Below are 18,505 nucleotides of genomic sequence, written 5' to 3'. Positions count from 1 at the left end.
GCGATGGAAGAGGATAAGCCATGACGACCACAGCCTCCAAGATCATCTATACGAAAACCGACGAAGCCCCGATGCTGGCGACCTATTCGTTCCTGCCGATCATCAACGCCTTCACCAAGGCGGCCGGCGTGACCGTCGAGCTGCGGGACATCTCGCTCGCGGGCCGCATCCTGGCGGTGTTTCCGGAATACCTGACGCCGGAACAGAAGCAGCCGGACGCGCTGGCCGAGCTGGGCGAGCTCGCCAAGACGCCGGAAGCCAACATCATCAAGCTGCCCAACATCAGCGCCTCGGTGCCGCAGCTCAAGGCGGCCATCAAGGAGCTGCAGAGCCAGGGCTACCGGATCCCCGACTACCCCGAGAATCCGAAGGACGACAAGGAACGGGAGATCAAGGCGCGGTACGACAGGGTGAAGGGCAGCGCCGTCAACCCCGTGCTGCGCGAGGGCAACTCGGACCGCCGGGCGCCGCTCTCCGTGAAGCAGCACGCGAGGAAGCACCCGCACAAGATGGGGGCGTGGACCCCGGACTCCAAGACCCACGTCGCCCACATGGCGAGGGGGGATTTCCGTTCCAACGAGCAGTCCATGACGGTCGCCGAGGCGACCGAGGCGCGTATCGAGTTCGTCGGCCGGGACGGCACGACGACGGTCCTCAAGCCCAAGGTCGCGCTGCAGGCCGGCGAGGTCATCGACGCCACCTTCATGAGCGCCCGCGCGCTGCGCGAGTTCATCGAGGAGCAGATCGAGGACGCCAAACGACAGGGCGTCCTGTTTTCCGTGCACCTCAAGGCGACGATGATGAAGGTCTCCGACCCGAAGATCTTCGGCCACGTCGTCTCGGTCTACTTCAAGGACGTCTTCGAGAAGCACAAGGACACGTTCAAGAAGCTGGGGGTGGACCCGGACAACGGGCTGGGCGACCTCTACGAGAAGATCAAGGCGCTGCCGGACGACCAGCGCAAGGCCATCGAGGCGGACATCCAGGCCGTGTACCAGAAGCGGCCGCCGCTGGCGATGGTCAACTCCGACAAGGGAATCACCAACCTGCACGTCCCCAGTGACGTGATCATCGACGCCTCCATGCCGCCGGTCATCCGCGACTCCGGCAAGATGTGGGGGCCGGACGGGAAGCTGCAGGACACCAAGTGCGTCATCCCCGACGGCAGTTACGCGCCGATCTACCAGGAGATGATCCAGTTCTGCAAGCAGCACGGCGCCTTCGACCCCAGGACCATGGGCAGCGTGCCCAACGTCGGCCTCATGGCGCAGGCGGCCGAGGAGTACGGCTCGCACGACAAGACCTTCAAGGCGCCGGGCGACGGCACGATCCGCGTGGTGGACGCCTCCGGCAGGACGCTGCTGGAGCACAGGGTCGAGGCGGGCGATATCTGGCGCATGTGCCAGGTCAAGGACGCCGCGATCCAGGATTGGGTGAAGCTCGCCGTCAACCGCGCCAAGGCCACGGGCGCGCCCGCGGTCTTCTGGCTGAACAAGAACCGGGCACACGACGCCGAGCTGATCAAGAAGGTCGAGCGGTACCTGAAGAACCACGACACGACGGGCCTCGACATCCGGATCATGCCCCCGGCGGAGGCGATGCGGTTCTCCCTGCAGCGGATGAAGGAAGGGAAGGACACGATCTCCGTCACCGGGAACGTGCTCCGTGATTACCTCACGGACCTGTTCCCGATCCTGGAAATCGGCACCAGCGCGAAGATGCTCTCGATCGTGCCCCTGCTGAACGGCGGCGGCCTGTTCGAGACCGGCGCCGGCGGCTCGGCGCCCAAGCACGTGCAGCAGTTCCAGGAGGAGGGCTATCTGCGCTGGGACTCGCTGGGCGAGTTCCTGGCGCTGGCCGCCTCCCTGGAGCACCTGGCCAAGGTGGCCGGCAACAAGACCGCGAAGATCCTGGCCGACACGCTGGACAAGGCCAACGCGAAGTTCCTGGAGAGCAACAAGTCCCCCGCCCGCAAGGTGGGCGAGATCGACAACCGCGGCAGCCATTTCTACCTGGCCATGTACTGGGCGCAGGCGCTGGCCGAGCAGACCGAGGACCCGGCCCTGGCGGCGAAATTCGCCAAGGTGGCCAAGCAGTTCGAGGAGAACGAGGCCAAGATCAACGCCGAGCTGCTCGCCGCCCAGGGTAAGCCGGTGGACCTGGGCGGGTACTACCATCCCGACGACGAGAAGGCGTCGAAGGCGATGCGGCCCAGCCCGACGTTGAACGCGATCGTGGGGGCGATCGCCTGACCCGACCGGGCCGCGGGAGGATGAAAAACGAGGAGTGAGGGGAGTATGATGGTCCCCTCGCTCCTCGTGCGTCCCTGAAGGCCGTCTCACATGCCGGACATCGACAAGGACAACGTCATCGATCAGGAGGAGGTCCTCCGGCCGCGGATGGTCGCGGTGGAGATCGCCGGCAAGAGGTACGAGGTGCCGGAGGGGATCACCGTCATCAAGGCCCTCTGGTACGCCGGGCAGGAGGTCATCCGTGGGATCGGCTGCCTGGGCGGCTTCTGCGGGGCCTGCGCGACCTACTACCGGACGAAGGACGACCCCAAAGTGAAGACCTGCTTGGCCTGCCAGACGGCGGTGCAGGACGGCATGTCCTTCTCGATGGTGCCGCCCTTCCCGGCCCGCAAGGCCGTCTACAACATCGGCGAGCTGAAGGATCCCAAGCAGGACCTGTTCAATCTCTACCCGGAGGCCCCGCTCTGCCGCAATTGCAACGCCTGCACCGAGGCCTGTCCGCAGAAGATCGACGTGCGGGAGGGCGTGTGGAAAGCGGTCTTCGGCGACTTCAAGAGCGTCTCCGAGATGTTCATGGACTGCGTCATGTGCGGGCTCTGCGCGCCGGTCTGCATCGCGGACATCGCGCCCAACCTCGTCGCGCTCTACGCCAGCCGCGCCCAGGGCGCGCATTTCACGGAAAAGCCCGAGCGGCTGGAACACCGCATCAAGGAGATCGCCGATGGTCGGTACAAGGAGGAGTGGGACCGCGTCCTCAAGATGAACGAGCAGGAGCTCGCGAAGGCCTGCGCCGACCTCAAGTGAAGAGACCGATGAGCCCGTCGGCGAGTGACAACTCGGCCTCGCGAGGAGCGCGTTTTGCCGCTCGTACGGTTGCCCGCCTTCCCCCTGTGATCTGATGGACATTCACAAACTCCAAGAGATCGTCCACCGGACCCGCGACGCGCGCCGCAAGCAGACGCTCCCCAAGTACGCGCCGGCCGAGCGCGACACGCTGATCAAGAAGTACCATCCCGATTACCGCGAGAGCGCCTACCGGCCGATCAGGTTCGGCCCGAACGCCGGCGAGAAGACCGTCCGGGAGCTGGCGGCGCTGCTGGAAGGCGACAGTCCCGTGCCGCCGGACCTGGACCTGACGCCCCACCACGCTTGCGACGTGCTGGTGGTGGGCGGCGGGGGGGCCGGCTGCGCGGCCGCGCTCCACGCCCATGCGCAGGGCGCCAAGGTCATCCTGGCCACCAAGCTGCGGCTGGGCGACTCCAACACCGTCATGGCGCAGGGCGGCATGCAGATCGCGGTGACGCACGAGGACTCGCCGATCACGCACTTCCTCGACACCCTCAAGGGCGGCCACATGAAGAACGACCATCAGCTCCTCAAGGTGATGGTCGAGGAGGGGCCGTCCATCGCCAAGTGGCTGCTGGAGCTGGGCGTGCTCTTCGATCGGGACCCGGACGGCAACCTGCACGTCAAGAAGGGCGGCGGCAGCTCCAAGCCGCGGCTGCTGACGGCGTCGGACTACACCGGGCTGGAGATCATGCGGGTGCTCAAGGACGAGGTGCTCAACCAGAAGGTCCAGTTGCTGGAGTTCTCCGCCGCGGTCGAGCTGCTGAGCGACGGCCACGGCGCGTGCACCGGGGCGGTGCTGCGCGACCTGGACAACAAGCGGTTCGTCGTCGTCGCGGCCAAGGCCGTGATCCTCGCCACCGGCGGCATCGGCCGGCTCCACATCCAGGGGTTCCCGACCAGCAACCATTTCGGCGCGACGGGCGACGGCCTGGCGATGGCCTATCGCATGGGCGCGAGGCTCATGCACGTGGACACCTTCCAGTACCACCCCTCGGGGGCGGTCTATCCCGAGCAGTTGATCGGCGCGCTGGTCACCGAGGGCATCCGCTCCGAGGGCGGGCACCTGGTCAACGCCAGGGGCGAGCGGTTCGTCAACGAGCTGGACACGCGCGACGTCGTCTCGTCCTCGATCATCCGCGAGTGCGAGGAGGGCCGCGGCATCCGCACGATGTCGGGCCGGGTCGGCGTGTGGCTCGACACGCCGCTGCTCGAAGTCGAGCAGGGGCCCGGCACGCTGGAGAAGCATTTCCCCGCGATGGTGCGCCAGTATCAGCGGTTCGGCATCGACATCGCCAAGGACCCGGTGCTGATCTATCCGACGCTGCACTACCAGAACGGCGGCGTGAAGATCGACGTGAACGGGGAGTCCGACGTCAAAAACCTCTTCGTGGCCGGCGAGGCGTCCGGCGGGCTGCACGGCCGCAACCGACTGATGGGCAACTCGCTGCTGGACCTGATGGTGTACGGCAAGCGGTCGGGGCTCACGGCGGCGGCCCGGGCCAAGTCGGGATCGCAGGGCAGGCTGACGCTGGACCACGTGAAGAAGTTCCGGGACGAAGCCAGGAAGCACAACGTGACCCCCGATGTCGTCTCGCCGATGCTGTTCCCCGCCTATGCCAAGAAAGAATAGCGTCAGGGGTAAGGGGTGAGGCGTAGGGGGCCCCGACAGCCGCTCTCCTCATGCTTCACGCCATCGAAGGAGAACCATGAACATCCATGAATTCCAGGCCAAGTCCTTGTTCGCCCAGTTCGGCGTGCCGGTGCCGACGGGTCGGGAGGTCCGGACGCCGCTCGCCGCGGAGAAGTGGGTCGCGAAGCTGAACAGCCCCGTGTACGTGGTGAAGGCGCAGATCCATGCGGGCGGGCGCGGCAAGGCCGGCGGCGTGAAGATCACGAAGAACAAGGCCGAGGTACCGCTTCTGGCGAAGGAGCTGCTCGGCAAGACGCTCGTCACGCACCAGACCGGCCCGAAGGGCCGCAAGGTCCGCCGCCTCCTCATCGAGGAAGGCGCCGGGATCGCCAAGGAGCTGTACCTCAGCCTGCTCGTGGACCGCGACAGCGGCTGGCCGGTCTTCATCGCCAGCACCGAGGGGGGCATGGAGATCGAGGAGGTGGCCGCGCGCACGCCGGAGAAGATCATCAAGGAGGCGATCGACCCGGCCGTCGGGTTCCAGGGCTACAACGGCCGCAACGTCGCCTTCGCGCTCGGGCTGAATGCCATCGAGCCGGCCGTCATCAACCCCTTCGTGCAGATGCTCGGCAACCTGTACCGATTGTTCATGGACAAGAACGCGGCGCTCGTCGAGATCAACCCGCTGGTCGTCACGACGGACAAGAAGCTCGTCGCGCTCGACGGCAAGGTGTCCTTCGACGACAACGGCCTGTTCAAGCACGCGGACGTCCAGGCGATGCGGGACCTGCACGAGGAGGACCCGCTGGAGATCGAGGCCACGGCGAACAACCTCAACTACGTCAAGCTGGACGGCAACATCGGCTGCATGGTCAACGGCGCGGGCCTGGCCATGGCGACGATGGACGTCATCAAGCTGGCGGGGAGCGAGCCGGCCAACTTCCTGGACGTGGGCGGCGGGGCGACCAAGGAGACCGTGGCCGCCGGCTTCCGCATCCTGCTCAGGGACCGGAACGTGAAGGGCATCTTCATCAACATCTTCGGCGGGATCGTCCGCTGCGAGCGGATCGCCCACGGCGTGATCGACGCGGCCAAGGAAGTCAACCTCCGGGTGCCGCTCGTGGTCCGGCTGCAGGGGACCAACGCCGAGGAGGGGCGGGCGCTGCTGAAGGACTCCGGTCTGACCGTGGACGTGGCCGACGACCTCTGGGAAGCGGCGCAGAAGATCGTGGCGATGACGGGGCGAAAACGGAGGAAGGTGGAGGCGGTCGGGTGAGGAGAGGAAAGCAGGACGGTGCGCGGAGACGTTCAAAACGTGGCCGACCGGCTCTGCCAGATGTTCTGTGGCGGTAAGACCCTCACCAGACTGGGTCCGGGCACGGTAGACGTCGATGTGTTGACCGAACGCTGCCGGTTCAACGGCCACCCGATCGGTTCGCCGGACATCACCGGCGAACTGGCGAGCTGGTTTCGGCAGGAGTTAGCCCTCATCCGAAACTACATGGAACGTGGAACTGCCTAAGAGGGAGCGGGTGGCGTGGCGAGCGGGTCCCCCCTCGCCCGCCGCGGAAGGGGCGAAGGGCCAATGGGTTGCCCAACCAGCACGGTCACACAGCGCCCGTACCACGCCAAACGCCGGAGCGCCCCCCACGGGGAGGGGTGGAGCGAGGACGACGGGGGTGATCGCCACGACAGGACCCGCTAGAGTTGCTGAAGGAAGATACGCATCCGGCGCCAGCGGCTTCCACCCCGAACTCACGGACGAAGAAGCGGGTCGCTAACAACGGGAACGAGGGTCATGAGCATTCTGGTCAATAAGCAGACGCGGGTGGTGGTGCAGGGGATCACGGGCAAGGAAGGCTCCTTCCACGCGACCCAGTGCAAGGCCTACGGCACGCGGGTGGTCGCCGGCGTCACGCCGGGCAAGGCCGGGCAGGAGGTCGAGGGCATCCCGGTCTTCAACACGGTCCGGGACGCGGTGAAGAAGACCCAGTGCGACACCTCGCTGATCTTCGTCCCGCCGCCCTTCGCGGCGGATGCGATCCTGGAAGCCGCCGACGCCGGGGTCCGCCTGATCGTCTGCATCACGGAGGGCATTCCCGTCAACGACATGGTGCGGGTGAAGCGGGCGCTGCGCGGCCGCGAGGTGCGGCTGATCGGCCCGAACTGTCCCGGCGTCATCACCGTGGACGAGTGCAAGATCGGCATCATGCCCGGCTTCATCCACAAGCGCGGCGTCGTGGGCGTCGTCTCCCGCAGCGGCACCCTGACCTACGAGGCGGTCCACCAGCTCTCCACCCTGGGTCTCGGGGAGACGACCTGCGTGGGCATCGGCGGCGATCCCGTCAACGGGACCAACTTCGTGGACGTGCTCGCCCTCTTCGAGCAGGACCCGGAGACCAAGGCCGTCGTGATGATCGGCGAGATCGGCGGGGACGCGGAGGAGAAGGCCGCCGAGTTCATCAAGAAGAACGTCCGTAAGCCGGTCGTCGGGTTCATCGCCGGGATCACTGCGCCGCCCGGCCGCCGCATGGGCCATGCCGGCGCGATCATCTCGGGCGGCAAGGGCACGGCGTCGGAGAAGATGAAGGCGCTCGAGGCGGCCGGCGTGCGGGTCGTGAAGAACCCGGCGGAGATCGGCGCCACGGTCAAGTCCATCCTGGGCGCCTGAGCCGGCCCGGGGGATCCTGACGCCCTCGCCCCACGCGCCGCCGGACCGTCCGCCGCCGTATTTCCTATCCCTGCTGCCCCCGCCCGTGGTAGGCTTCCCTCGTCGCTAGCCCGTCCCTTCCCCCGATCCGCGGGCGACGCCCGACGGATCGGATGGCGGTGACTCCCGCTCCCCCCAGCCGACGAAGCCGAAGAGCCGAGCTGTCCGGACAAGATCACGACCGGGGCGCGGCGGACGCCTCCCGGCGCACGACCGATCGTCGGGCGTCCGGGGCCCGCGCGCGTCACCCTGCTCGACGAACCCTGTGGCGCCTGGAGGTTCCGATGCGCGTGTTCCTGATCCACGTGCGCGACCCGCAGTTCTACGCTCTGCCGGCCAAGACCCGCGCCAAGAACGGGCGGATCAGGGTGATGGGGTTTCCCCCCATCGGGATCATGTCGCTCTCGGCCGTGCTCAAGGGCGCGGGCCACGAGTGCGTCATGTTCGACCAGGCCAATCCGGACACGCCGGACGAGGCGATCGTCGAGGAGATCCGACGTCGGCGCCCGGCCCTCGTCGGCCTGAGCTTTCTGAGCACCACCAGCTACCCCTACGCGAAGCTCCTCGCGCGGCGGATCCGCGCCCGCGATCCCGAGGTCAAGCTGGCCTTCGGCGGCGTCTTCGCCAGCCTGAACGCTCCGCTCGTCAAGCGGCAATGTCCGGAGGTGGACTTCGTCTGCCGCGGAGACGGCGAGCAGCTCCTCCTCGACCTCGTCGAGCGCCTGGACGATCCCGGGACCGTCGGCGGGCTGACCTGGGCGAAGGACGGCCATGTGCGGGACAACCCCGGCCGCCCCATGGAGCGCCACCTCGATCAGTGGCCCTTCCCCGACCGCGAGAGCCTGCCGCTGGATTTCGTCGAATCCATGCCGCTCGACGTGCCGGCGGTGCTCTCCATGGAGCGGTTCACCACGATGCAGACCTCGCGCGGCTGTCCCTGGCCCTGCGTGTTTTGCGACATCCCGATCTTCAACGAGGGGAAGTGGCGCGCCCGCAGCCCGCAGCACGTCGTGGCGGAGTTCGAGCACTTGCAGGCGCTGGGCTACGGCTCCGTCTATTTCGTGGACGACCACTTCCTCCTCCAGCCCAAGCGCATCGAGGCCATCTGTCGCGGCATCCAGGACCGCGGCGTCACCATCCAGTGGGGCTGCGAGGGGCGGGTGGACTCGGTCGCGCAGCACCTGTTCCCCGCCATGGCGAAGGCCCGCTGCCGCACGCTCATGTTCGGGATCGAGAGCGGGAGCCAGAAGGTCCTGGATCGGCTGAAGAAGGAGCAGACGCTGGCCGAGGTGACCACGGCCGTGACGAACGCCAAGCAGGCGGGCATCGAGATCGTGCACGGGTTCTTCACGGTCGGTAATCCGGACGAGACCGTCGAGGACATGCGGGCGACCTTCGCCCTGGCGTCCACGCTCCCGCTCGATACGTTCGGCTTCAACCGGCTCTGCGTCTATCGCGGGACGCCGCTGTGGCAGGAGTACGTCAGGCGGGGGCTGGTCAGCGAAGGGGCCGACTGGTACAAGTATTTCAAGTGTTCGGCCATCGACCCGACCTGCCTCCCGGGCGAGGTGATCAACGACGAGAGGCGCGCGGGGCTCAGGCGGCTGTTTCTCCACAAGCTGCTGCACTATCCCCTGCAGACGTTCCGCCTCCTGCGTCGGTTCCTGCGGTACATGCCGGTGCGCGACGTCGTCTACCTCATCATCAAGCCGTTCCTGGGGCAGAAGAAGGGCGCGACGAAGGCCGAAGTGCTGTCCCGCGCCGTCGAGCACGGCGCGCTGAAGGAGGAGGCGGCGAACCTGACGCAGCTCGCCGACGACGTGCTCGCCCGGGTGCTGCTGGAATCGAGGGAGGAACGCCGCAGGATCGACCGAGAGGCCGGGCGCCCCCGGGAGCTCCCGATGGTGTCGTCCCGGTGAGGGGCCGGAGGCGGCGCGCGCGTCGCGGCGCAGGGCGCTGATCCGGGCCCGCCGCCCCCCGCTGTCTATCGAGGCTCGCGATCAGGCGCCGGAGTCGGGAGCGATCGCCGGGGTCCGCACATGCTCGGGGCGGACGCCCAGGCCGATCAGCCGCGCGGGGATTCGGCGCAGAAGCGGAAAACGGCCGAGCAGCCGGACCGCCAGGGGCGGCTGCGGCCGGCGCGCGCCGCCCAGGACCCGCTGGATGACCCGCCGCTGGACCAGCACCTGCATCCCCTGGATCACGCGCGTCGGGAAGAGGCGGCGTCGCTGGACGCGCTGCAGATGGCCGGTCGTGAGCCGGCCCTCGCGCAGCGGCGCGGCGAGCAGGTTGGCGGCGGCGACCCCATCCTGGATGGCGAGGTTGATGCCGACGCCGCCGACCGGGGACATGGCATGGGCGGCGTCGCCGATGCACAGCAGCCCGGGCCGGTACCACCGGAGCAGGCGGTCCACGCGGACGGTCAGCAGCTTCACGTCGTCCCACCCTCCGATCTCGCCCACACGGTCGGCGGCGAAGGGGGCGAGCTTGGCCACGGCCTCGCGGAAGGCCTCGATGCCGCGCCCCCGGAGGTCCTCCAGCGACCCCTTCGCGATGACATAGCCGCACTGCCAGTGCGAGCCGCGGTTGATTTGCACGAAGATACGCCCGAGGTCGAAGCGCCCCATCGTCGCCTCCGGGTCGCCGGCGCAGCGGGAGAGGCGGAACCAGAGCACGTCCATCGGCGCGCCGAGTTCCTGGACGCGCAGGCCGGCCCGCTCCCGCACGACGGAATGCCGGCCGTCGGCGCCGACCACCAGGTCGGCCCGGATCGCCAGCTCGCCCTCCGGTGCGATCGCGCGGACGCCGACCACGCGCTCGGCCTCCTCGATCAGCCCGACCGCCTCCGTCCGCTGCCGGAGGTGGAAGGTGGGGTAACGGGCGCCCCGCTCCGCCAGGAAGTTCAGGAAGTCCCACTGGGGCATGAAGACGACGAACTTGCACCGGGTCGGCAGGCGCGTGAAGTCGGCGACGGGCAGGGCGACGTCGCCGATCTGCCCGCGGAGCTCCGACACCTGCTGGTGCGGCAGTTTCAGGAAGTCGTCCAACAGCCCGAGCTCGTGCATGAGCTCGAGCGTGGAGGGATGGATCGTGTCGCCGCGGAAATCCCGGAGGAAGTCCGCGTGCTTCTCCAGGACGACGACCTCCACGCCGGCGCGCGCCAGGAGCAGCCCCAGCATCATCCCCGCCGGGCCGCCGCCGACCACGCAGCACTGAGTCGCGATCATCGCCACGGACCGCCTCCGATGACCCCGGCACTATGCCACCAGCGCGGGGACCCGTGTCAAGGTCTTCTTCTCAGGGCCCGCGTTCCTGTGTATAATCCCGCCCCATGGCTCGCCGAGCAGAAGATCGAGGAGGCCCGGATGGATGACGCCGGAGGAAAGACTCCGGCTCGCGCGGGAGCCGTCCGACGTCCGCCGGGAGCGTGGACGCGGCGGTCGTTCCGCACGGTCGAGGCGCTCCGCCGGGCGCTCCCGGCCCGGCCGATCACGGACAACGAGCCGGGGCCGGGGGAGCGCCGCTGCGTGCGCTCGCCGGCCCCGGTGCCCCGCGGGCTCCTCGCCGCGCAGGAGGCGGCGTGAAGACCCCCGCCCCCAGGCCCGAGCGATCGGAGGCGGGAGAGGCGGCCCTCGTCGGGGTGGATCACGAGGGCTCGATCCGCTTCGCGAACGCCGCGTTCCGCGAGTTGGTCCAGCGCGCCGACGCGGAGGTGATCGGCCGGCCGATCGAGGCGGTCCTTCCGGTGGAGGGAGTGGGGGCCCTCTTGCGTCGGTCCCACGCGGAGGGGCGGGTGATGGAACGGGCAGTGACCTGCTCCTCGCCCCTGTCTGCCCGGCGTATGTTGCGGCTGACCGTGACGAGTCTGCCTCCTGCCGCTGCCGACTCGATCCTGATCATCGAAGACATCACGGAGGCCGAGGAGGCGGAAGCGGCGCTGCGGCACAAGACGGAACAGCTCCAGGCAATCGCCGAGGCGGCGACGATGTTCGTCTCGACGGGGAACTGGCGCGCCGCCAGCGCGAGATTGCTGCGGACGGCCATCGGCTTGACCGGCAGCGAGTATGGGTTCATCGGTGTCGTCGTGGCCGGGCCCGTCCTCCGGATTTTAGCCCATGAAGGAATCGTGTGGGACAGCGAGATCAACCGGCCGTTCTACGAGAAGGCGCTCCGCACCTGTGACGAAGTCGGCTACCTCGAGTTCAGGGACTTCGAGAACCTGTTCGGCCGGGTGATCACGACGGGCCAAGTGGTGCTGGCGAACGATCCCGACCATGACCCACGCCGGGGCGGGGTTCCGCCGGGGCACCCGCGGTTGCGGAGTTTCCTGGGGGTGCCCATCTTGAAGGGGACGCAGGTCGTGGGCATGGTCGGGATCGCCAACCGGCCCGGCGGCTACGGGGGGGAGGAACAACGGCAACTGGAGCTTATGATGCAGGCGGCCAGCACCCTCTACGACGGGTACGGCCGACACGAGCGGGAGGCGGCTCTGGAGCGGCACCTTCGACAGGCGGAGAAGCTCGCCGCGCTGGGGACCTTGCTGGGGGGTATGGCGCATGAGTTGAATAACCCGCTGTTTGCGATCAGTGGGCGAGCCGAGCTGGCGCAAGAGAAGGTGGCGGCGGGGGAGCCGGGGGAGGCGCTGGCCGAGGACCTCGCGGCGATCCAGGAGGCCGCCGAGCGGGCCACAGGGGTGATTCAGCGTGTTCTGGGCGCCGCCCGTTCGATGCCGGAGCGGCGCGAGCCCTGCGCCGTCAACGCCATCGTCGAGCGGGCGCTCGAGCTCGTGGCCAACGATTGCGCGATCCACCGCATTGCGGTGCGGCGCGACCTCCAGCCCGACCTTCCCGCTGTGCTGGCGGACCCGGAGGAGGTCATCCAGGTGTTGCTGAATTTGTTCACCAACGCGCGGCAGGCGATGGCGCAGGCCTATGGACAGGGGACCCTGACAGTCACGACCGCCTGCGTACCCGGCGCGTTCCCCCCTCTTCCCGTCTCCCAGTCTCCTCCGGAAGGGAGCTGGATTGAAGTCAGAATCCAGGACGACGGCCCGGGTATTGCGCCGGAACACCTCCCTCGGATCTTCGAGCCGTTCTTTTCGACCAAGCCGGTCGGCCGGGGGACCGGGCTGGGGCTGTGGGTCAGTCATCGGATCGTCACCGCGTTGGGCGGGACGCTGACGTGCCAGAGTTCCGTCGGACAGGGGGCGACGTTCCTGATCCGGCTGCCGGACATCGGGCGGGAGAGGACGCCGGCGTGACACAGGAGACGACGGCCGAAGCCCGCATCCTCGTCGTGGACGATGATCCCCAGGTGCGGAGCATGCTCGCAGAGTTTCTGGCCAGGCAGCGGTATGTGCCGCTGACGGCGTCCTGCGCCGGGGAAGCGGTGGAGGTGCTCGGGCGCGACCGCCCCGACCTCGTGCTGCTCGACGTGCGGCTGCCGGACGCGGACGGGATCGAGCTGCTGCGCGAGCGGATCCAGCCCGCGTTGGGGCGCGACCGCGTGATCGTCATGACCGGCTACGGGACCAGGGAGGACGCGCACCGCGCCGTGCTGCACGGGGCGTACGACTATGTGATGAAGCCCATCGCGTTGCCCAAGCTGGGCATCGCCATCCGCAACTGTCTTCGACTCCAGGAATTGGCCCGGGAGGTGGCCGAGCTCTCGCGCGAGCCCCCTGGGGCGGTGTCGCTGCAGGACCTCGTGGGGGCCAGCCCCCAGATGACCGCGCTGGTGGAACGGATCAAGCAGGTCGCGGCCTTCGATGTGCCGGTGCTGATCCAGGGCGAGAACGGGACGGGCAAGGAGTTGGTGGCCAGGGCCATCCACGCGCTCGGCTCGCGCCGCAAGGGCCCGTTCGTCGCGGTGGATTGCGGCGCCTTGCCGGAGACCCTGGTGGAGGGCGAGCTGTTCGGCTACGAGCGCGGGGCCTTCTCCGGCGCCGTCCGGGCGAAGCCGGGCAAGATCGAGCAAGCCGGCGGCGGGACCCTCCTGCTGGACGAGATCGGGAACATCCCGCTCTCGATCCAGCCGAAGCTGCTCCGGGCCCTGCAATCCATGAAGGTGGAGCGGTTGGGCGGGCGTGAGCCGGTCTCGGTGGACGTCCGGCTCCTCTCCGCCACGAACGCCGACGTGGAACGGATGATCGAGGAGGGAACCTTTCGACGGGACCTCTACCACCGCCTCAACACCGTCGTCCTGACGATCCCGCCGCTCCGTGAGCGGGTCGGCGATATCCCCCTCCTGGCTCGCTACGCCCTGCTGACCGCCTCGCGCGCGTACAAGAAGTCGGTCGTCGGGATCAGTCCCGAGGCCATGGCCCTGTTGGAGCGGTACCCCTGGCCGGGCAACGTGCGCGAGCTGGAGAACTGCCTCCGGTCCGCCGTCATCATGGCGGACCGCCTCGTGGAGCCGGCGCACCTGCCGGAGGCGGTCCGCACGCTCCAGGGGAAGACGGCCGGGCCCTTGCCCCCGGAGAGGCGAAGCGGCGAGTCGCTCAGCCAGCTCCGGCGGCGGGCGGCTGATGAGGCCGAGCGGGCGGCCCTTCTCCGGACGCTTGAGGCGACCGGTTGGAACAAGGCGGAAGCCGCCCGGCGCCTCGGGGTGGATTACAAGACGCTGTACACCAGGCTCCGCTATCACCGCCTGCACGCTCCCCGGCCGCCCGGGCCCTCGCCCGCCGAGCGATGACGCTCGCCCCCGGCCCCTGATCCAGCCTCCGGTCACGTTCACCGTCTCAATTTCCACCATGGTCTATCCGACCATAGGGTCTGGGCTCCCCCGGAGGCGCTCTCGGCAATCCGACGGCGGAGGGCTCCGGACAGAGGCGGAACTCCGACGAGATATTCAGTGCTTCGGCGATCGGGGTGGAAGAAGGCCGAGGGGACGAGGAGGATGGCGCAACCTTTGCTCGGATCACGCGCGAGCCGAACGCCCGAGTCGCGTGATCGGCCGAATGGGAGCAAGGCTAAAGGGGCGAGCGGACTGTAGCCATGCGCGTCGGACATCCGCGAGTCGGAAGGGAGCCGGTCCTGCCGTCGTCCGTCGGCCCTGAGCTGGTGGGGATTCGGTGGGCGCCCCCCCTGCGCCGGGACATCCGGGACCTGATCGGCGTATCGCCCGCGATGGCGGCGGTGCGGGCCCTCATTCGACGGGTCGCGCCCCATGACCTGCCGATCCTCATCGAGGGGGAGCGGGGGACCGGCAAGCGACTCGTGGCCGAAATCATCCATAGCCTGAGCCCCTTCCGGGAGGGTGGGCTGGCCGTCGTGGAGTGCGCGGCGCTGGCCGACGAGCTCCTGGGGCTCGCACTGTTCGGGGCCGCGCCCGGCCTCTGCGCCCGATGCCCGCAGGGGTTGTCCGGGATTTTGGAGCGGGCGGCCGGGGGCACCCTGTTCCTGAGGGGGGGCGAGTCCATGCCCGCGTGGATGGTCCACCGCCTGGTCCAGACGGTGGAGCGCCGCGCCCTCGAGCGGCTGGGCGAGAGCATGGCGCGGCCGCTCCGCGCCCGTCTCCTGGTTGCGCGGACCCTGGCAAGGGGGCCCGCCCGGGCGGGGGAGGAGGTTTCCGGCGCGCGCCTGGACCGGCTGAGCGGCGGCTTCCCCCTGACGCTCCCCCCGTTACGCGAGCGGCGGGAGGATGTCGGCCCGCTGAGCTGGCATTTCCTCGACGGCGTCAACCGGGAGTGCGGCACGCGCGTGCGGGGCTTCAGCGCGCCGGCGCTGGCCCGGCTGGCGGCCTACGACTGGCCCGGGAACCTGCGGGAGCTGCGGGGGGTCGTCCGGCTGGCGGCGCAGCGCGCCGGCCGCGTGATCCTCCCCGAGCACCTGCCCGCGCGCCTCCGTGGCCCGGTCCAGGCGCGCCGGGGCGAGGAGCCGCGCCGATGACAGACGAGCGGACGGCGACCCTCCACGCGCGGCTCCGCTGGCTCATCGCGGCCATCACCGCCCTCGCGCTCGCGGCCGGGGGCGGGGCCCTGTGGTATCTCGAATCGCACCTCCTCGCCCGAGCGGGGAGGGACCAGGCGCGGCTGGCGGCGAGCGCGGCGGCGGCCCTGGATGCGGTGCTGTTCGAGCGGTACGGCGACATCCAGGTCCTGGCCCGGAGGCTGAGCGCCGCGCCCCGCAGCCCGGAGGCGTGGACGCGGGACCTCGACATGATCAAGGAAACCTATCTCTATTACCGCTGGCTGGGCGTCACGGATGCGGCGGGCCGGATCGTGGCGGCGACCGACCCCGGGACGGTGGGGATGGACCGGAGCGGGACCTCGTGGTTTCGGGCGGTGCGCACAAGCGGCGCGATCCAGGTCGAGGGCGTCGGGCCGTCGGTCAGCACCCCGGCATCCCCGGTCGTCACCTTCGCGGCGCCGCTCCGCGGGCCGGGCGGCGACCCGCTCGGCGTCGTGGCGGCGGAGGTGGCGCTCACGGAGCTGGAGGACCTGCTCGTCCGATCGCTGGCCGTGTCCCTGGGCGACCGGGCCGAGGCGGCGCATCTCGAGTGGCAGATCCTGCGCGACGACGGCGAGGTGCTCGCCGATTCCCTCCTGCGCGAGGAGGGCGGGCGGGTGAACCTCCTCCGATTGGATCTCCCCTCGGCGCGGGCGCTGCGCGAGGCCGAGGCGCCCGGGTTCGTGCTCGAACGGCATGCTCGCCGGGACCTCACGGTCGTGACCGGCTACGCGAGGACGCAGGGCTATGGCGAGTTCGAGGGCCTCGGCTGGGGCGTGCTGGTGCGCCGCGACCGGGACGAGGTGCTGGCGCCGATCCGGAGCCTCCTTGGCGCCCTGGCGCTCCTGGCGATGGCCGGCTATGTCCCCCTCCTCGCCCTGCTCCTGTGGACCACCGGCCGCATCCAGGCCGCCTGGGACGACGCGCGACGGGAGCTGCTCCGGCTGAAGGGCCTGGCCCGCGTGAGCCACGCCCTGCACGAGGCCCCTGACGCGACGGCCGCCGAGTTCCAGGTGGATGAGTGTCTGCGCCTGGCCCTCGAGACGGCCGTGTCGGTCACCGGGGCGCGCTATGGCGCCGTGGGCCTCTTCGATGAGGCCGGCAAGCACCTGATCCGCTTTCTTCCCGTCGGCCTGGACGAGGAGACCGGCCGGCGGATCGGCGCGTCTCCGACCGGACGAGGGCTGCTGGGGTTTCTCGACCAGGAGCCGGACGTGCTGCGGCTCAAGGACCTGACGCGCCATCCCGCCTTCACCGGCTTTCCGCCCCACCATCCCGCCATGCGCTCGTTCTTAGGCGTCGCGATCCGCGTCCGCGGCCGGGTCTTCGGCCGGTTCTACCTCACCGAGAAGCAGGGGGCCGAAGAATTCTCTGACCTCGACGAGCAGGTGATGAGCAGCCTGGCCGCGCAGGTCGGCGTGGCCGTCGAGCGCGGCTCTGTCTTAACCCGCCTCCTGGTCTCCGAGGCGCTCTACCGCTCCACGGTCGATGCGCTCCCCCTCTCGATCGTCCGGCTGGATCAGGACTGGACGGTCCGGTTCGTCAACCGGTCGTTCTGCGAGCTGACTGGGCGGAGCGAGGGGGAGCTGATCGGCCTGCCCCTGGAGACAGTGCTGGCCTGCGGGCTGCCGCGCCCGGGGCCGGGCGCGGCGGCGGTCTGGGAGCAGGCCTGGAGGTCGCCGGCCGGCGAGCCGCGGGTCTTGAGGATCCACGCGACGGGCATCAATCCAGCAGCAGCAGCAGCAGCAGCAGCAGCAGCAGCGCTCATCCTCGTCATCGAGGACATCACGGAGCGCAAGCGGGCGGAGGAACGGCAGGCGCACTTGGAAGGCCAACTGCACCAGGCGCAGAAGATGGAGGCCGTCGGCCGGCTGGCCGGCGGCATCGCCCATGACTTCAACAACCTGCTGACGGTCATCAACGGCTATTGCGACCTGCTCCGGGAGAGCCTGGAGCAGGATTCCCCGCTGCGCGGGCCGATCGAGCAGATCGCGCAAGCCGGCGAGCGGGCCGCCGCCCTCACCGGCCAGTTGCTGGCGTTCAGCCGGAAGCAAGCCGTCCGGCCGCAACGGGTGGACCTCCATGCCGCCCTCCTCAAGGTCCAGCCGATGCTTGCCCGGATCCTCGGCGAGGACGTGGTCGTGACGCTCGCGCTGGCGACCGAGCGGGCCGTGATTTGGATCGATCCGGCCCGGCTCGATCAGGTGATCATGAACCTGGCCGTCAACGCGCGGGACGCCATGCCCCGCGGCGGCGCGCTGCGGGTGGAGACGCGCCTCGTCGAGGGGGCGCCGGAGGCGCTCCCGGGGCCGGGCCAGGAGCCCGCCGGCCCGCAGCCCGGCCGGCCCGCCCGCCGCGCGGTCCGGATGACGGTGTCCGACACGGGCTGCGGCATGGATGCAGAGACGCAAGCCCGCATCTTCGAGCCGTTTTTCACGACCAAGGAACAGGGGAAGGGGACGGGGCTCGGGCTGGCCACGGTGTACGGCATCGTCACGCAAGCCGGCGGCGTCATCACGGTCGCCAGCGAACCGGGGCGGGGCACCTGCTTTACCATCGAGTTCCCCTGCGTGGAGGCGGGGGAGGAACCCGCGCCGCCGGCGCGCGCGGGCGGGGCGGCCGGCGGCGACGCCACCCTCCTCGTGGTCGAGGATGAGCCCCAGGTGCGTCGGCTGATCGTGGGGATGTTGACCCATCTGGGCTACCGGGTGCTGGAGGCCGAGTCCGGGCCGGCCGCGCTGGCGCTGGCCGCCCGGCACGCGGGCGAGCTGACGCTCCTCGTGACGGACGTGGTCATGCCCGGCATGAGCGGCCCGGAGCTGGCGCAGCGCCTGCTCGCCCGCGATCCCACGCTGAAGGTGCTCTATCTCTCGGGCTATCCGGGCGAGGCGCTCGCGTCGCGCGGATGGGCCGACTCCGGGGGCGTCGTGTTGCCCAAGCCCTTCACGCAGGAGGCCCTGGCGCAGGCCGTGCGGCGGGCGCTCGGGTTGACCGCCGATGGCGGGGAGGGGGCCTGAGGCCGCCCGCAGCGAAGACCGCGATCGGGGGCGTGGACGAGGCGGAGCCCGCACGTCGCCGGCCTGGCGCCGTGCGGCGGGCGCGCGGCGAGGCGGGC

13 protein-coding genes are annotated in these 18,505 nt (G+C 69.7%); 12 read left to right on the top strand and 1 reads right to left on the bottom strand.

Annotated features, from left to right (window positions below; translation table 11 throughout):
* The first annotated feature begins 20 nt into the window (after positions 1-20).
* The 7 genes from AC1U7O_RS04120 to AC1U7O_RS04090 all read left to right on the top strand — a co-directional run bounded on the left by AC1U7O_RS04120 (position 21) and on the right by AC1U7O_RS04090 (position 9,360).
* Positions 21-2,252, top strand: a complete 2,232-nt coding sequence (locus tag AC1U7O_RS04120) for an NADP-dependent isocitrate dehydrogenase (RefSeq protein ID WP_479893306.1) — start codon at positions 21-23, stop codon at positions 2,250-2,252.
* Positions 2,253-2,342: 90 nt separating this feature from the next.
* Positions 2,343-3,056 carry a 2Fe-2S iron-sulfur cluster-binding protein gene (locus AC1U7O_RS04115; protein WP_479893305.1) on the top strand — a complete coding sequence of 238 codons (714 nt, stop codon included), beginning with the start codon at positions 2,343-2,345 and terminating at the stop codon, positions 3,054-3,056.
* A 94-nt stretch (positions 3,057-3,150) separates the two neighbouring features.
* On the top strand, positions 3,151-4,731 hold the full coding sequence (locus tag AC1U7O_RS04110) for an FAD-dependent oxidoreductase (RefSeq protein ID WP_479893304.1): 1,581 nt from the start codon (positions 3,151-3,153) through the stop codon (positions 4,729-4,731).
* A 76-nt stretch (positions 4,732-4,807) separates the two neighbouring features.
* Entirely contained in the window at positions 4,808-6,007 is a 1,200-nt protein-coding gene (gene sucC, locus AC1U7O_RS04105; RefSeq protein WP_479893303.1) for an ADP-forming succinate--CoA ligase subunit beta, read from the top strand.
* Positions 6,008-6,046: 39 nt separating this feature from the next.
* Positions 6,047-6,253, top strand: coding sequence for a hypothetical protein (locus AC1U7O_RS04100; RefSeq protein WP_479893302.1), 207 nt, complete (start codon positions 6,047-6,049; stop codon positions 6,251-6,253).
* A 276-nt stretch (positions 6,254-6,529) separates the two neighbouring features.
* Positions 6,530-7,402, top strand: coding sequence for a succinate--CoA ligase subunit alpha (gene sucD / locus AC1U7O_RS04095; protein WP_479893301.1), 873 nt, complete (start codon positions 6,530-6,532; stop codon positions 7,400-7,402).
* Positions 7,403-7,725: 323 nt separating this feature from the next.
* Complete coding sequence (locus tag AC1U7O_RS04090; RefSeq protein WP_479893300.1) at positions 7,726-9,360, top strand: B12-binding domain-containing radical SAM protein; 1,635 nt, start codon at positions 7,726-7,728, stop codon at positions 9,358-9,360.
* A gap of 81 nt (positions 9,361-9,441) precedes the next feature.
* Here the strand turns inward: AC1U7O_RS04090 and AC1U7O_RS04085 are convergent, their stop codons facing one another.
* A complete protein-coding gene (locus tag AC1U7O_RS04085; RefSeq protein WP_479893346.1) occupies positions 9,442-10,668 on the bottom strand; it encodes an FAD-dependent oxidoreductase in 1,227 nt (408 codons plus the stop codon).
* A gap of 138 nt (positions 10,669-10,806) precedes the next feature.
* On the opposite strand from AC1U7O_RS04085, the gene AC1U7O_RS04080 reads away from it, so the two are divergent.
* The 5 genes from AC1U7O_RS04080 to AC1U7O_RS04060 all read left to right on the top strand — a co-directional run bounded on the left by AC1U7O_RS04080 (position 10,807) and on the right by AC1U7O_RS04060 (position 18,407).
* Positions 10,807-11,025: a hypothetical protein gene (locus AC1U7O_RS04080; protein ID WP_479893299.1), complete on the top strand. Its 219-nt coding sequence runs from the start codon at positions 10,807-10,809 to the stop codon at positions 11,023-11,025.
* The gene (locus AC1U7O_RS04075) at positions 11,022-12,701 is read left to right on the top strand and encodes a PAS domain-containing sensor histidine kinase (RefSeq protein ID WP_479893298.1); all 1,680 of its coding nucleotides are present in this window, start codon (positions 11,022-11,024) and stop codon (positions 12,699-12,701) included. The genes AC1U7O_RS04080 and AC1U7O_RS04075 overlap by 4 nt, the downstream gene beginning before the upstream one ends.
* Positions 12,698-14,134: a sigma-54-dependent transcriptional regulator gene (locus AC1U7O_RS04070; protein ID WP_479893297.1), complete on the top strand. Its 1,437-nt coding sequence runs from the start codon at positions 12,698-12,700 to the stop codon at positions 14,132-14,134. Before AC1U7O_RS04075 ends, AC1U7O_RS04070 begins: the two co-directional genes overlap by 4 nt.
* Before the next feature lie 368 nt (positions 14,135-14,502).
* Entirely contained in the window at positions 14,503-15,330 is an 828-nt protein-coding gene (locus tag AC1U7O_RS04065) for a sigma-54-dependent transcriptional regulator (protein WP_479893296.1), read from the top strand.
* Positions 15,327-18,407 (top strand): ATP-binding protein, encoded by a 3,081-nt coding sequence (locus AC1U7O_RS04060; protein WP_479893295.1) that lies wholly within the window; start codon positions 15,327-15,329, stop codon positions 18,405-18,407. The genes AC1U7O_RS04065 and AC1U7O_RS04060 overlap by 4 nt, the downstream gene beginning before the upstream one ends.
* Positions 18,408-18,505: the final 98 nt, after the last annotated feature.

The organism is Candidatus Nitrospira neuquenensis, from assembly GCF_979578155.1.
The sequence above is the reverse complement of the archived record's forward strand: the minus strand, read 5'-3'. Positions and strand labels throughout refer to the sequence as shown.

Excerpts from the sequence above, each read along its gene's own strand:
- AC1U7O_RS04115 (WP_479893305.1), top strand. The coding sequence starts at position 2,343 with ATGCCGGACATCGACAAGGACAACGTCATCGATCAGGAGGAGGTCCTC.
- sucD (WP_479893301.1), top strand. The coding sequence starts at position 6,530 with ATGAGCATTCTGGTCAATAAGCAGACGCGGGTGGTGGTGCAGGGGATC.
- AC1U7O_RS04080 (WP_479893299.1), top strand. The coding sequence starts at position 10,807 with ATGGATGACGCCGGAGGAAAGACTCCGGCTCGCGCGGGAGCCGTCCGA.
- AC1U7O_RS04120 (WP_479893306.1), top strand. The coding sequence starts at position 21 with ATGACGACCACAGCCTCCAAGATCATCTATACGAAAACCGACGAAGCC.
- sucC (WP_479893303.1), top strand. The coding sequence starts at position 4,808 with ATGAACATCCATGAATTCCAGGCCAAGTCCTTGTTCGCCCAGTTCGGC.
- AC1U7O_RS04110 (WP_479893304.1), top strand. The coding sequence starts at position 3,151 with ATGGACATTCACAAACTCCAAGAGATCGTCCACCGGACCCGCGACGCG.
- AC1U7O_RS04090 (WP_479893300.1), top strand. The coding sequence starts at position 7,726 with ATGCGCGTGTTCCTGATCCACGTGCGCGACCCGCAGTTCTACGCTCTG.
- AC1U7O_RS04060 (WP_479893295.1), top strand. The coding sequence starts at position 15,327 with ATGACAGACGAGCGGACGGCGACCCTCCACGCGCGGCTCCGCTGGCTC.
- AC1U7O_RS04085 (WP_479893346.1), bottom strand. The coding sequence starts at position 10,668 with ATGATCGCGACTCAGTGCTGCGTGGTCGGCGGCGGCCCGGCGGGGATG.